Here is a 15,452-nt window from a genome sequence, read left to right as displayed (position 1 = left end):
AAAGTAAAAAAAATGAAAAAAAACAAACTCTTACTTGTTATAATCTTAATGGGATTCCTAACATTCGGAATGTCATATAACAATGTTATTAAGGAAAATGTTGTTACTCCATTTATAAAACAGGTAGCAAAAGTTGAGAAACAAATTGTTGCTGTAATAGCTCCTGCTAAAAAGAATACTGCTCCTGCAAAAGAAGAAACAAGTGTTAATGCTGCAGCAGCAGCGCCAGCTGTTACTGTTACCAATGCTGTTGTGGTAAACGGAGGAGGAAATGCTAAACCAGGTTCACAACTTGACTTTACTATTACTATAAACAATACAGGAACTGATGCTGCCGGAACTACCTTTCAGGATATTTTAGATACTAATCTAACTTTAGTAGCGGGCTCTCTTAAGGCTACTCCAATTGCTGTAAATGATGCCTATAATTGTATCGGAAATGTTGGAATAACATTAAACGCGGCCCAGGGTATTTTGGCAAATGATGTTAGCCCTGATGGTACTGCACTGACTGCCGCTATTTTAGCCAATGGAAGTCATGGAGTTGCCGCTATAGCTGCTAACGGATCTTTTACCTACAATCCGGCAGCGGGTTATTCCGGTACAGATAGTTTTACGTATACGCTAACAAGTGCCAACGGGAAAACAGATACTGCAACAGTCACCATTACAATTTCGGCACCCATCTACTTTGTAAACAGTTCGGTTGCAACAAATGGAACCGGAACTTTATTAAGCCCTTTCAAACTGGTACAAAATGCAACCGGTACAGGTTCAAATCCTATTTTTATTTACACAGGAGCTGCTACAAGTGGTACAACATTAACCTTATCAGACAATCAAAAAGTGATAGGTCAGGGAGCAACAGCTGGCCTGGCAACTATATTGGGTCTTATTGTTCCATCTTACAGTAATGCTTTACCAACCACTGGCGGTACAAATCCAACTTTTTCCTCGATTTCCCTTAAAGCAAATAATGATATTCAGGCTGTTATATTATCTTCAGATATGACCGGGACAAGTGTTGGAAATTTAAAAGTAAGAAATGCTTCTATAACCGGAGGAAGTGCTGTTGCAGTAAATATAAATGGTGGAGGCACTTTAGACTGTATTTTTCAATCCGTTTCTGCAAATGGTGGTGCAGGCGGAATAGTTATAAGTAATGCTTCAGGTTCTTTTCAGATTACCGGAACAGGTTCTACCGCAGGATCCGGAGGAACAATTCAGAATATTACTAACGGATCGATTGGTGCACAATTTACTTCCTGCACCAACATTTCCTTAAAAAATATGAATTTTACAAGCGCGGGGCTTTTTGGTATTAAAATAAACAACGTTACTAATTTTGAATTAGCCAATAGTGTTTTAAGTAACTGCGGAAATAATATTTCAGGTTCTGAGACCGGCGGTATATATGCAACAAACCTAAAAGGAACTAACACAATAACCAATACAAATGTTAATGATTCATGGGGACGTGGTTTTTATGCCTATAATGACAGCGGATTTTCTAACCTGACAATAACAGGATCTCAGTTTAAAAATGCTTTTAATAAAGCTAACGGTGACAGTAATTTTATATTTGAAGGCTATGGAACTTCAAATAACACTTTAGTTTTAAAATCAAATGACTTTTCTAATGCAAAAAATTACGGTTTAACATTAAATTTTGGCGGTACCTCGACAAATACGATTCAGGTTGGAGGAAACAATCCCGCTGACGGAAATGTTATAAACGCCGCTGCATCAAGTCCCGGCAGTAATGGTTTATCGCTTCAGGCAAACACGGCAGCAACGGTAAATTATAATATAATAAACAATACTATAAAATCAAGCTTCGGTGGTTCATTTACCTGTAATGTTGGAAATCAGGATACAGGAACTATGAATGGAAGAATAAATTTTAATATTATAGACGGTGGCGGAGCAGGATCTGTGGCCAATGGTATTTCTGTTGCAGCTTATGGAAACGCGAAACATATTACTGAAATAGTAAACAATACGATTACCAATGCCAATAACTACGGTATAGTATCTGAAGCTAATGATAATGGTAGTAATACTGCAAGCGCCAGAATGGATGCTACGATAAAAAACAATAACATTAGTTTAGTTGCAGATTCGTATGCACATGTTTCGGTAATTTCTGTGGGAACAGCTACAAGCACCCTGATAAGTGCTGCAAACATTGGTAATAATACAACGAATGCTCCGGCTAATCTTGGTGCGGCAACTTTTGACGTTTTGTCTTACGGTGCAGGAAATAAAGTAATACTGCAAGGTGCAACTGCTCTTGCAACGGGATCGGGAGACAGATCTGCAGATCTTACCACTTTTTGGAACGCCAACAATACGGCAGCAACAAGAACTGCTAAAGATGAACTGGGCGGTGGAACAATCATTTCCGGAACAGCTGCAACTCCTTCTAATGCATCAGCTTCAAAAATGGTAACTCCAAAAGAAACTGAAAAAACCACACCCATTGCAGAAAGTCAAAATAATAACCAAATTACAAACAAATCTTCGGGCGTAAACAGTACTGCAAAAACAACATCAGGAGAAACAATTTCTGTTGGACCATTTACTTTGGCCGGCGGAAAAAGTACTGTCATAACTTTTAGTGCCACAATAAATGCTGTAGGTTCATTACCGGCAAATACCTGTGCTGTTACGAATCAGGCGTCTGTAAGCGGAACTAATTTTGCGTCTGTAAACTCAAATATTACAACAACATCAATAAAACCTGGCAATGCAACCTTTACCAATTCTACAGAAAACATTCCGTGTTTAGGAAGTACTGCCGTAACTTTAAATGCGACTTGTCCACTAGGAACAACCGCTACCTGGTATACTGCATTAACAGGTGGTAGTAGTTTTGCAACAGGAGCATCAGCAACAGCAACCCCTACAGCAAATAACACCACTTATTGTGTTGCTTGTGAGGCTGCATATTGTGCAAGCGACAGATTACTGGTAAAAACAGTTACCGGAACGCCATCAACAACATCTGCTCCCGAAAATATAAGTGTATGTGATTCTTATACATGGCCCGTAAATGGTACTAATTATACCGCTTCCGGAACTTATACCGCTGTTGTGGGATGTGATACAAAAACCTTAAACCTTACTATTACGCCATCGACAAGCTCAACTCCAGAAGTTATAACCGCTTGTGATTCTTATACCTGGGCGGCAAATGGTACTAAATATACAAGCTCCGGAACGTATACCGCTGTCGTAGGTTGTGATACTAAAACCTTAAACCTTACCATTACGCCATCGACAAGCTCAACTCCGGAAACAGAATCGGCATGTGACAGTTATACGTGGCCCGTAAATGGTACTAAATATACAAGTTCAGGAACGTACTCTCATACGAATGGTTGTGATACCAAAACATTGGTATTGACCATTACCAATTCAACAGCTTCAACGGAAACTGTAACCGCTTGTGACAGTTACACCTGGGCTGAAAATGGTACTAAGTATACAAGCTCAGGAACTTATGTGAATAATGTAGGCTGTGATACTAAAACATTGGTATTGACCATTACCAATTCAACGGCTTCTACGGAAACTGTAACCGCTTGTGATAGTTACACCTGGGCTGAAAATGGTACTAAATATACAACCTCCGGAACGTATGTGAATAATGTAGGCTGTGACACCAAAACATTGGTATTAACCATTACCAATTCAACGGCTTCTACAGAAACTATAGCTGCTTGTGACAGTTACACCTGGGCTGAAAATGGTACTCAGTACACAAGCTCAGGAACTTATGTAAATAACGTAGGTTGTGATACCAAGACATTAGTATTGACCATTACCAATTCAACAGCTTCTACGGAAACGATAGCTGCCTGTGACAGTTACACCTGGGCTGAAAATGGTACTAAATATACAAGCTCCGGAACTTATGTGAATAATGTAGGCTGTGATACTAAAACATTGGTGTTGACCATTACAAATTCAACGGCTTCTACGGAAACGATAGCTGCCTGTGACAGTTACACATGGGCTGAAAATGGTACTAAGTATACAAGCTCAGGAACGTATGTGAATAACGTAGGCTGTGATACCAAAACATTGGTATTGACCATCACCAATTCAACGGCTTCTACGGAAACGATAGCTGCCTGTGACAGTTATACATGGGCTGAAAATGGTACTAAGTATACAAGCTCAGGAACGTATGTGAATAACGTAGGCTGTGATACCAAAACATTGGTATTGACCATCACCAATTCAACGGCTTCTACGGAAACGATAGCTGCCTGTGACAGTTATACATGGGCTGAAAATGGTATTCAGTATACAAGTTCAGGAACGTATTCTTACACGAATGGTTGTGATACTAAAACTTTAGAATTAACAATAAATAATTCATCAGCTATTAGTAATACCGTAAGTTTAAATTCCGGAACACTGACATCAAATCATTTAGGAGCCACTTATCAATGGTACAAATGTCCAAATACTTTGCTTTCAAACGAAACAAATCAGTCTTACACTCCTTTAACTTCTGGAGACTATAAGGTTGAAATTACAGTAGGCGAATGTACAATTGCTTCTGATTGTGTTACTGTAACAAGTTTGGCAGTTGGTCAATTCAAACCAAGTGAATTTAAACTTTATCCAAATCCTAGCAATGGAATACTAAATATTGTTACAGCAAATGGAGGAAATTATAGCATAATAGATCAGACCGGAAAGAGTATTAAATTGGTTCATCTAAATGAAAATGCAATTAACACCATTAATCTGGAGGATATATCAGAAGGGATTTATTTTATTAAAAATACCGGCAATTCCAAAATAAAAGCGGAGAAGTTTATCATCAAAAAATAATTTTTTTAACGTTTATCAAAAATCCCAAGCTGCAATTGTAGTTTGGGATTTTTTTTATATCTAAAAATTCTTACTTTTAGAGTCCCAAATTTAATCAATAATAATTATGAAAAATCTACTTCTGATTAGTATTGCTTTCTTGTGTCTCAAAAGTTATTCACAAAAGCAATCTTTTCCCGCCAATGTTGTATTCAGCAATGGCCTTATGGCTTCGTCTAAAAACAGCCAGGACGCCTTAAACAATTATAACATCTGGAAAACCAATTTTGTTGAAGACTGCTCAAATGGGCGATACAGAATAAAATTTGACAATCCTTCTGAAACCGTCTCCGAAGGTATTGGATACGGAATGCTGCTTTCTGCCTATGCAGCTGACAAAACACTATTTGATGGTCTTTGGCTTTATTATAAAGACAATGTTAATTCGAATGGCGTGATGAACTGGAAAATCAACGGCTGTTCCGGAATTAATGGTGCCAATGGCGCAACCGACGCCGAACTGGATGTTGCTTTTGCCCTTATTGTAGCAGACTACCAGTGGGGAAATACGGGAACTATTAATTATAAAAATGATACCAAAACGCTAATTGCCGCTATTAAAGCTCATGAAGTGGAAGCGAATACTTTTGTACTAAAACCCGGAGATCAGTTCGGCGGAAGCCAGATCACCAACCCTTCTTATTTCTCACCTGCCTATTACAGAGCTTTTGGAAACTTTACGAATGACAGCACTTTTTGGAATGCCGTTGCAGCAAAATCATACACGGTGATCAATAATAATTTAACCCAGAACAATGCCGTTGGCGGTCTGGTGTCAGACTGGTGTCAGGCCTCTGGAGCCTATTCTTCTGAAGCAAGCGGATATAACAGAGCGGGGAAAACGTATACTTACGATGCTGCCAGAACTCCCTGGCGTATTGCGGTTGATTATGTCTGGTATGGCAATGCCGATGCGAAATTGTATGCCAAAAAATCATCCGATTTTGTGCGGGTAAATCTTGGAGGTTCTGCAAATATAAAAGATGGCTATAATCAGGATGGAAGTTTAATCGGGCAATGGCATAATGCTACTTTTGTCGGTGCTTTTGCCTGCGCTGCAATGGCGGGGGAAAATCAGGTACATTTAGACGCTTCTTACAACGACTTAAATGCATTAGACGAGCCTAAGAGTTATTTTAACCAAACGTTAAAAACGCTCTACATGTTCCTTTTGACAGGTAATTTTTATTTACCTCAAAATGCTACTTTGGCTAACAATGATTTCGAGTTAGAAAAAGCAACAGTAACTTTATATCCGAATCCAAGTGCCGGCCGGTTTACGGTTTTTGCACCCGAAGAATCAACAATATCAGTAATTTCTCCACAAGGAAAAATTATTTCAGAACAAAAAACAGCTTCTGAAAACACGGAGATAAATTTAGCTAATTATTCCGCGGGCTTATATTTAATCAAAATTACGGCTGGAAATAAAAGTGTTACTAAAAAGGTTATTTTAAAGTAATTCATAAAAATGAAGAATCCCAAATTACCAGTTGTAATTTGGGATTTCTTTTTAATAAATTCTCCTGTTTGGAATTTGGATTTTTTACTTTGGAATTTAATTTTACAATACCATCGTCAACTGAATTCTCTTTCTGTCCTCATCCACTTCTGTAACCTTAACATCAACGTGCTGGTGTAATTTTACTACTTCATTTACGTCGCTTACAAAACCGGCTTTGAGCTGTGAAATATGAACCAGTCCGCTTTCTTTGATTCCGATATCAACAAAACAGCCAAAATTGGTAATGTTATTGACAATTCCCGGTAAAATCATGCCGGTTCTCAAATCCTTGATCGATTTTACATTCGCATCAAATTCAAAAACCTTGGCCGACTTTCTTGGGTCCAGTCCGGGCTTTTCAAGCTCTTTAATGATGTCTTTTAAGGTCAGTAAACCAATTTCAGGTGTAATATAGTTTTCGGGCTTAATCAGGGCTGTTTTCTCTTTGTTGGCAATTAGGTCGTTTACCGAAATTTTCAGGTCTTTTGCCATTTTCTCTACAACAGGATACGCTTCCGGATGCACCGCAGAATTGTCTAATGGATTTTTCGCGTTTGAAATTCGAATAAAAGCTGCTCCCTGCTGATACGCTTTATCGCCTAAACGGGGTACTTTTTTCAATTGTTTCCTATCCTCGAAAGGGCCATTTTCAGAACGATACTGTACAATGTTTTCGGCCAGCTTCTCTCCTATTCCACTCACATAACTTAGTAAATGTTTACTTGCCGTATTGATATTAATACCCACCGAGTTCACGCAACGAATTACGGTGTTATCTAATTCTTCTTTTAGTTTAGTCTGATCGACATCATGCTGGTACTGTCCCACCCCAATTGCTTTTGGGTCAATTTTCACCAATTCGGCCAGAGGATCGGAAAGTCTTCTTCCGATAGAAACCGAACCACGAACCGTTACATCATAATTTGGAAATTCTTCACGCGCAATTTTTGATGCCGAATATACCGAAGCTCCTGCCTCAGAAACAATGAAAACCTGCAGCGGTTTGTCGAATGGGATTTTTTTGATGAAAAATTCCGTTTCACGCGAAGCTGTTCCGTTTCCGATAGAAATAGCATCAATCTGATACGCATTTACCATCGAACGAATTTTTTTAATCGCCATGGCTTCCTCATTTTGAGGGGCATGCGGATAAATGGTTTCGTTGTATAACAGATCTCCTTTTTCATCCAGACAAACTACTTTACAGCCGCTTCTGAAACCCGGGTCAATAGCCAGAATACGTTTTTCACCCAAAGGCGGTGCCAATAATAACTGCCCTAAATTGTTCGCAAAAACCTGAATCGAATTAGCATCTGCCTTCGCTTTGGCTTCCTGCAAGGTTTCGTTTCCAATCGCCGGATTCAGCAACCTTTTGTAACTGTCTTCAATGGCTAACTGCAAATGTGCGGTAGTGCTGTTTTGTTTTTTAATGATTATTTCATCAATAACATCATAGGCTTCATCAATATCTACGTCCACTTTCATCTTAACATAACCTTCATTTTCTGCACGAAGCATGGCTAATAATCGGTGTGAAGGCGCTTTTGTTAAAGGTTCTTCCCAATCAAAATACTGACTGAATTTTTGCGCTCCCTCTTCTTCACTTTTCTTTTTTACGACTTTGGTTCCGATAGTTGCTTTTCGCTGGAACAATCTTCGTAATTGTTTACGAACATAAATATTCTCATTGATCCATTCCGCAACAATATCACGGGCACCCTGCATGGCCGCTTCTTCATTAATCACATTGTCATTAATATATTGTGTTGAAATAAAATCAATATCAACATCATTTTCAGACATAATGATTTTAGCCAATGGTTCTAAACCAAATTCGCGGGCAACATCGGCTTTTGTTTTTTTCTTCTTTTTATAAGGAAGATAAAAATCTTCTATTTCCTGTAAATCAAAACTTTGCTCAATTTTTTGTTTTAATTCAGGTGTAAGTGCTTTCTGTTCTTCAATTGATTTCAGAACGGCTTCCTTACGTTTTACAATCGCTTCATAGTCTTTCTGAAGCTTCGCAATCTGCTCGATCTGAACTTCATCAAGGTTTCCGGTAGTATCTTTTCGGTAACGTGAAATAAACGGAATCGTACAGTCTTCCTCTAATAATTTTACCGTATTTTGAATGTTAACCGCCGCTGTTTGGACAGTCCTGGCAATGAATTGAATATTAGTCATACTTTTAATGAAATAATTTCTTGATTATAAAATAAGATAATCTGCTTCTTAAAACAATCGACAGATTAATTAATCACCCGGCTAAAATAATATCTTTGTTTTTAATTTTAAGCCAATGGAAGTTTTATTACTGTTTTTTTTTGTTGTAAATGCTATTGCATTTGGTTTAGCGGGTTATGATAAATATTTGGCTGTCAGACATAAATCCAGAATTTCAGAAAAGATACTTTTTATAGTCGCTTTTTTTGGCGGCTCCATCGGACTGTTATTGGCCATGTTGCTTTTTAGACATAAAACGCGTAAATCTTCTTTTATTATAAAATTTACGATCATTCTTTTAGCTCAGATGGTCCTGATTTACCTGAAATTAGATCATAAAATCTAGTTGTTAACAATGTTAATAACTCAAAAAATAAATCTAATCAACTGTATTTAAGGTTTTTATATAAAAAAACCGGATGAATTTAAAAAATCCGCCCGGTGTGTTATTTTATTTGGTGCGAAGCACCCGATTTTTTTTGACTTTTTACTGACAGGGGATTTTATTTACTCTGTTTTGGTGTCTTCCTCCTTCAAATGCCGTATTTAAAAACGTTTCCACTATTTCTACCGCCTGCGGGATCGATGTAAAACGCGCCGGAATACTAACAATGTTAGCATCATTATGCAAACGGGTTAAATACGCAATTTCCTTGGTCCAGCACAAACCGGCTCTTACTTTTGGGTGTTTGTTAACCGTCATGGCAATTCCGTTTCCGCTTCCGCAGATCACAATTCCAAAATCAGCTTTTCCTTCAGAAATATCATTGGCAACCGGATGTCCATAATCAGGATAATCCACAGAATCTTCCGAATCTGTTCCGTAATTGGTTACCTCATACCCTTTTGCTTTCAGCATCGCCACAATTGCTTTTTTATAATCTGGTCCTGCGTGGTCGTTTCCTATTGAAATTTTCATTGTAAGTACTATTAAGTTGTGTCTTGCAAATTTAACTAAAGAATTCTGAAGTAAATCTATTTGAAAAGAAAAGTTAGCCACGAATTATATGAATCTTAACGAATTATTTTTTCTTCTTAATCTCCAATTCAAATTCGTGGAAATTACTGCAATCCGTGGCAAAAACTGTATCTGCTTTAATCTATTTTTGGTATTAGAATGCCATAGACTTAAACGGGTTTAGCTTTCTTAACTTTACGCAAGAGATTGTAACATTTGTGGTTAAAATAAGTTGCTGTATAACTCACTTTATATCAAAACCTTATCACTTATCAACAATCTTAACATCTCTGTAATAATCTGATAATCAATTAGAAATAAATAACTTTTTTGTTAAAATTTTAGAATGTTAATACCAAAACGTAATTCGTTGATATTCAGTTAACTTTAAATTAACATTATTTGTTAATAAGTTCGGATAGAAAATTAGAAGTTTTTTTTGGTCGTGTCGAAAAAAAACCTAATCCAAAACTGCAATGAAAAAACCTAATAAAGTTTGATGAATTTTTAGAAAAGTTATCAATATCGAAAATGCCATTTTCAACAAAATTCAGGTTATGAAGTTATCTACAAAATGAATCCTTTTTCGGTTGTTAACCAATGTTAATTAAAAATGAAAAAGGCCTAAAAATTAATCCTTTAACTAAATATAACTATGTTGATAACTCTATATAAGTAAGCAAAACTTCATTTCAATACATTTAAAAATAAATTTATACGACATATTAACACGCTATAATAACCATCAAAAATTAATTTAATTTAAAATTTTCTTTTTGTTGTATTTAATATATGTTGACAACTTTGAAAGTTTAAAAGAGAAAAAATTTTTTTGAGAATGAAAAAAAGAACTGTTTAAACGATTTTAAGAGGATTGTTTAGATTGTCCAGAATTTCCTGAACCTGTTCGAAATCGTTGGGATGGATTTTTAGTTTGATTCCGCCAAGCGCTGCAGAATACATGGGAACGACAGAAAGTGTCATTTCATTTTCAAAAAAATAAGGTATTCCTTCCTGCTCTAATAAATGTTTCAGAATAACCGTTTCGTGGTCATAATTGAATATGGCAATCGTTTTAAAGCTTTCCATAAAAGGTCTTTTTGTAAAGATACGAAATGAGGATTACTAAAATTTATCGTTGACACTAATTTAAACTGGCGAATTATAAATGACCTTTGAAAGTTATAATTTTAATAATTCTATTTGTTAAAATCTGTTATCTGATATCTTATTTGTAATTTTAAACTTTATAAGAAAAGATATATGAGTAAGAAAATTAGAAAGCCGATAAAAAATGAGAATGATTTCTCTAGTAAAATATTTAAAATTTTATCGCAAAGCCCTAATAAAGCATTTAATTACAAACAGATAGGAGCAAAACTTGAACTTGATGATACAAAAAGCAGAAACCAGATTATAAAAGATTTAAAAATTCTGGCTGCTTCAAAGAAAATTATAGAGTCTGAACCCGGTAAATTTTTGGTAAAAGCCGAAAGCCAGGATTATTACGAAGGAACAATTGATATGACAAGCCGTAAAACAGCTTATTTTATTTGTCCGGATTTTACAGAAGATGTTTTTATCCCGACCAATAATCTGAACCGTGCGCTGGATAAGGACAAAGTTAAAGTCTATGTTTATAACAGAAGAAAAGGGAAAAGACCTGAAGGTGAAGTAATTGAAGTTGTAGAAAGAAATAAAACCGACTTTGTTGGAGTAATAGATATTCAGGCCAATTTTGCTTTTGTGTCTACAGCAAATCCTAAGATGTATACCGATATTTTTATCCCAAAAGATAAAATTGGAGAAGCAGAAAATGGGGATGTTGTTTTGGTTACCATAGAAGACTGGCCAAAAAGAGCAGACAGTCCGTTTGGATCTGTCGTTAAAGTTTTAGGAAAACCGGGAGAACACAATACAGAAATCCATGCTATTCTGGCAGAATACGGATTACCGGCAGATTTTCCGGTAGAAGTAGAGGTCTTTGCTCAGAAAATTGACACTTCGATTCAGGAGGCTGAGATTGCAAAACGTCGTGATATGCGTGATACACTTACGTTTACGATAGATCCAAAAGATGCAAAAGATTTTGATGATGCCTTGTCTTTCAAAAAGTTGGAGAATGGAAATTACGAAATCGGAATTCACATTGCCGATGTTTCATATTATCTCGAAGAAGGAACTATCCTGGATGATGAAGCCTATCAACGTGCCACTTCGGTTTATTTAGTGGATAGAGTAGTGCCAATGCTTCCGGAAGTTTTATCTAATTTTGCGTGTTCGTTACGTCCGAATGAAGAAAAATATACGTTCTCTGCTATTTTTGAAGTGGCAGAAAATGCACAGGTGATCAACCAGTGGTTTGGAAGAACTGTAATTTATTCCGATCAGCGATTTGCCTATGAAGAAGCACAATATATCATTGAAACAAAAGACAATACGATTCCGGTTGATATTTCGATCACTGGACAAGCTTATGTGGTTTCAGATGAAATAAGAGATGCGACTTTAAAATTAGATGAATTAGCTAAAATTTTGAGAAAGAAAAGAATGGCAAACGGAGCTATTTCTTTTGATAAAGTCGAAGTGAAATTCAACTTAGATGCTGAAGGGGAACCGGAAGGCGTTTATTTTAAAGTTTCAAAAGATGCCAATCATCTGATTGAGGAATTTATGCTTTTAGCCAACAGAAAAGTGGCGGAATACATTGGCAAACAAAAGAAAACATTTATTTACAGGATTCACGATGAACCCAATGAAGACAAATTAATTGCGATGCAAACCGTAATTGCTAAATTTGGATATAAAATAGATTTCCGTAACAAAGGCGATATTTCGAAGTCATTGAATGCACTGATGGAAGAGGTCAATGGTAAAAAAGAACAAAACTTAATTGATACGCTTGCCATCAGAAGTATGAGTAAAGCCAAATATTCGACAGAAAACATTGGTCATTACGGTTTAGCTTTTGATTATTACAGTCATTTTACTTCACCAATTCGTCGTTATCCTGACGTGATGGTACACAGATTGTTGCAGTATTATTTAGATAAAGGAGCCTCCGTAGACGAAGAAGTGTACGAAACAAAATGTTTACACTGTTCGAATATGGAAAGTTTAGCTACTAATGCAGAAAGGGATAGCATCAAATACATGCAGGTTAAATACATGCAGGACCATCAGGACGAAGAATTTCTTGGAGTTATTTCGGGTGTTACCGAGTGGGGAATTTATGTTGAAATTGTTTCTAATAAATGTGAGGGAATGGTAAGAATCAGAGAGATAAAAGATGATTATTATACTTTCGATGAAAAACAATATGCCCTGGTTGGTGCAACTTCAAATAGTATTTTACAACTGGGAGATGAAATTTATGTAAAAGTTAAAAATGCTGATTTGGTTAAAAAACAATTGGATTTTAATTTTTTAAGAAGAGCAGAATAGAAGTTTAATTTAAAAAATAAAAGTATGAAAAAGTTAATTATAGGAGCTGCAATTTTATTTGTTCAGATGTCTTTTGGTCAGGTTACCAAAGATTTAGGTGATTTTGATTCGGTAAAGGTTTTCGATAAGCTAAGTGTAAAATTAGTACAGTCTTCAGAAAATAAGATTGTAATCAAAGGCGCACGTGAGTCAGAAGTTGAAGTGGTTAACAAAAAAGGATTATTAAAACTAAGAATGCCTTTTCCTAAATTATTATCGGGAGATGATTTAGATATTACGGTCTATTACAAACATATAGAGCTTATTGATGTAAACGAAGGTGCTTCTGTTTCGAGTAATGAAGCTATTAAAGCAACTGCTTTTAAAGTGAGTGCCCAGGAAGGTGGTAAAATAAATGTTGAATTAGATGTTAATAAACTAAAAGTAAGTTCTGTTTCGGGAGGAGAAATTACTTTAAACGGAAAAGCCGATAATCAGGATGCAAGTTTGGGAGCTGGAGGATATCTTCTGGCAAGCAAACTAAATACTGCACAAACAACAGTAAGCGTTTCTGCGGGAGGAAAAGCAGATGTGAATGCTTCTACATTAGTTGATGCAAAAGTGAGCGCAGGAGGCTCTATTTACATTTATGGAAAACCAAAACAAATTAATCAGAAAACGGTTTTTGGAGGTAAAATAGAAGAAGTAAAATAAGAAATTATATTTGAATGATAAATGATATTTTAGCTGGACTGCCATGGGGACTTTTCCTGAGCTTTATGGTAGGTCCGGTATTTTTTATACTACTGGAAACCAGTATTACAAAAGGATTCAGGGCTGCTATAGTTTTTGATCTTGGTGTAGTATTAGGTGATATTTTTTTTATAGCAATTGCCTACTTAGGAAGTTACAGATTAATTCAGAGCCTGAAAGATAAACCTGCGCTTTTTATTTTTGGTGGTATTATTATGCTGGCTTACGGTATAATTTCTTTTGTAAAATTAAAAAATGAGGAAAAAATAAACGACGAAGAAATAGATCGTGATATTATAAAAAGAAACTATGGCAGTTTGTTTATAAAAGGATTTTTACTCAACGTTATTAACATTGGTGTACTTGGTTTCTGGCTGGCAGTGATCATTTCAGTAGGACCAAAATTAGAAATGCAAAATAGCAGAATGATTACTTTTTTTGCATCAGTTATTATTACATATTTACTTGTTGATTGTATTAAGATAATGTTAGCCAAACAGTTAAAATCAAAAATGACACCGACTAATATTCTGAAAATAAAAAAAGCAATTAGTATTGTTTTAATGGTTTTTGGAGTAGTGCTAATCACTCAGGGATGGTTTCCAAAAGAAAAAGAAATGGTAAGGAATGCCTTTGAGAAGATTGACAAGAAGTAGTTGTTAATAACTCAAGATATAATTTAAAACCTCTGAACTTCAGAGGTTTTTTTATGTTTAATAGGTAAAGATTATGTTTGCTGCAAATAATATGATCACGCTCGGATTCATAACAGTTTGTCATTTCGACGAAGGAGAAATCACATAACGGAATTACGGTTCGTTGCTTTCTGAATGTGATTTCTCCTTCGTCGAAATGACAGAAAATGCGAAAAAAATTAACCACAAAAAAAACCTTCAGGGAAACCTGGAGGTTTTAGAGGTATTGTCCGGATTCGAACGTAATTCTTTATCTAATTTTTTCTAAAAATTAACCACAAAAAAACCTCCAGGTTTCCCTGAAGGCTTTAGAAGTATTGTCGGGATTCGAACGTACTTCTTTATCTAATTTTTTCTAAAAATTAACCACAAAAAAACCTCCAGGTTTCCCTGAAGGTTTTAGAGGCATCGTCCGGATTCGAACCGGAGTAGGAGCTTTTGCAGAGCCCAGCCTAGCCGCTCGGCCACGACGCCGTAGTTGAACGGATGGCAAAAGTAACTAAAATCTTTAAAATTCAAAACTTTAAAAGTAACTATTTTAAAAAATTAGTTTTTTACAACATAGAATTACTGTCTGTTTTCCGTCATTTTTATAGTAACTGATTCAACATCACCACCAATAGGAGGATTTATTTTAGAAACCCAAACTGTAGTTTTTTCTATTGAACTGATCTCTGCCAATACACGAATATTGATTCTTTTGGCCACATGTTCCAATAAATGCGAACGAATCGCCATTTCTTCGGTAACAATTTTATTCAAATGCACGTAATCAACCGTGTCAGCCAGATGATCTGTTTGTGCGGATTGCTGCAAATTGGTTTTAATTTTTAAATCTACTGTATAGTCAGATCCTATTTTTCCTTCTTCGATTAAACAGCCGTGATATGAAAAAGTACGAATGTTTTTTAGTTTTATAACTCCCATTTTAAATTAGTTTCAAGTCCTAAGTTTCAGGTTTACTGAGAAGTTTCTAAAGAAAACTGTAAACTGTAAACCGAAAACT

The 15,452-nt window shown here is 35.9% G+C and carries 10 protein-coding genes and 1 tRNA gene; 6 read left to right on the top strand and 5 right to left on the bottom strand.

Annotation, left to right across the window (positions count from 1 at the left end; all coding sequences use genetic code 11):
* Positions 1-12 precede the first annotated feature (12 nt).
* Complete coding sequence (locus tag GJU43_RS08370; RefSeq protein WP_154340320.1) at positions 13-4,851, top strand: Ig-like domain-containing protein; 4,839 nt, start codon at positions 13-15, stop codon at positions 4,849-4,851.
* 106 nt (positions 4,852-4,957) lie between these two features.
* Positions 4,958-6,352, top strand: a complete 1,395-nt coding sequence (locus GJU43_RS08365) for a glycosyl hydrolase family 8 (protein WP_154340319.1) — start codon at positions 4,958-4,960, stop codon at positions 6,350-6,352.
* A gap of 102 nt (positions 6,353-6,454) precedes the next feature.
* On the opposite strand, the gene GJU43_RS08360 is transcribed toward GJU43_RS08365, so the two are convergent.
* Positions 6,455-8,578, bottom strand: a complete 2,124-nt coding sequence (locus GJU43_RS08360) for a Tex family protein (protein ID WP_154340318.1) — start codon at positions 8,576-8,578, stop codon at positions 6,455-6,457.
* A gap of 115 nt (positions 8,579-8,693) precedes the next feature.
* On the opposite strand from GJU43_RS08360, the gene GJU43_RS08355 reads away from it, so the two are divergent.
* Complete coding sequence (locus tag GJU43_RS08355; RefSeq protein ID WP_154340317.1) at positions 8,694-8,963, top strand: DUF1294 domain-containing protein; 270 nt, start codon at positions 8,694-8,696, stop codon at positions 8,961-8,963.
* Between the two features lie 141 nt (positions 8,964-9,104).
* Here GJU43_RS08355 and rpiB read toward each other — a convergent pair whose 3' ends face one another.
* Complete coding sequence (gene rpiB / locus GJU43_RS08350) at positions 9,105-9,536, bottom strand: ribose 5-phosphate isomerase B (protein ID WP_154340316.1); 432 nt, start codon at positions 9,534-9,536, stop codon at positions 9,105-9,107.
* A gap of 894 nt (positions 9,537-10,430) precedes the next feature.
* Positions 10,431-10,664 carry a DUF2007 domain-containing protein gene (locus GJU43_RS08345; protein ID WP_127338066.1) on the bottom strand — a complete coding sequence of 78 codons (234 nt, stop codon included), beginning with the start codon at positions 10,662-10,664 and terminating at the stop codon, positions 10,431-10,433.
* 174 nt (positions 10,665-10,838) lie between these two features.
* Here GJU43_RS08345 and rnr point away from each other — a divergent pair, with 174 nt between their 5' ends.
* Genes rnr through GJU43_RS08330 form a run of 3 tightly spaced genes read left to right on the top strand, consistent with a single transcriptional unit; the run spans position 10,839 to position 14,407 of the window.
* On the top strand, positions 10,839-13,019 hold the full coding sequence (gene rnr, locus GJU43_RS08340; RefSeq protein WP_154340315.1) for a ribonuclease R: 2,181 nt from the start codon (positions 10,839-10,841) through the stop codon (positions 13,017-13,019).
* A 24-nt stretch (positions 13,020-13,043) separates the two neighbouring features.
* On the top strand, positions 13,044-13,712 hold the full coding sequence (locus GJU43_RS08335) for a head GIN domain-containing protein (protein WP_154340314.1): 669 nt from the start codon (positions 13,044-13,046) through the stop codon (positions 13,710-13,712).
* A gap of 14 nt (positions 13,713-13,726) precedes the next feature.
* Entirely contained in the window at positions 13,727-14,407 is a 681-nt protein-coding gene (locus GJU43_RS08330; protein WP_154340313.1) for a LysE family translocator, read from the top strand.
* Between the two features lie 442 nt (positions 14,408-14,849).
* Here GJU43_RS08330 and GJU43_RS08325 read toward each other — a convergent pair.
* Both GJU43_RS08325 and folB read right to left on the bottom strand, forming a co-directional pair.
* Positions 14,850-14,920: transfer RNA gene (locus tag GJU43_RS08325), tRNA-Cys, on the bottom strand.
* A gap of 93 nt (positions 14,921-15,013) precedes the next feature.
* On the bottom strand, positions 15,014-15,373 hold the full coding sequence (folB, locus tag GJU43_RS08320; RefSeq protein ID WP_154340312.1) for a dihydroneopterin aldolase: 360 nt from the start codon (positions 15,371-15,373) through the stop codon (positions 15,014-15,016).
* Positions 15,374-15,452: the final 79 nt, after the last annotated feature.

Source organism: Flavobacterium sp. LC2016-23, from assembly GCF_009674775.1.
In the GTDB taxonomy this organism is placed as follows: Bacteria; Bacteroidota; Bacteroidia; order Flavobacteriales; family Flavobacteriaceae; genus Flavobacterium.
The sequence above is the reverse complement of the archived record's forward strand: the minus strand, read 5'-3'. Positions and strand labels throughout refer to the sequence as shown.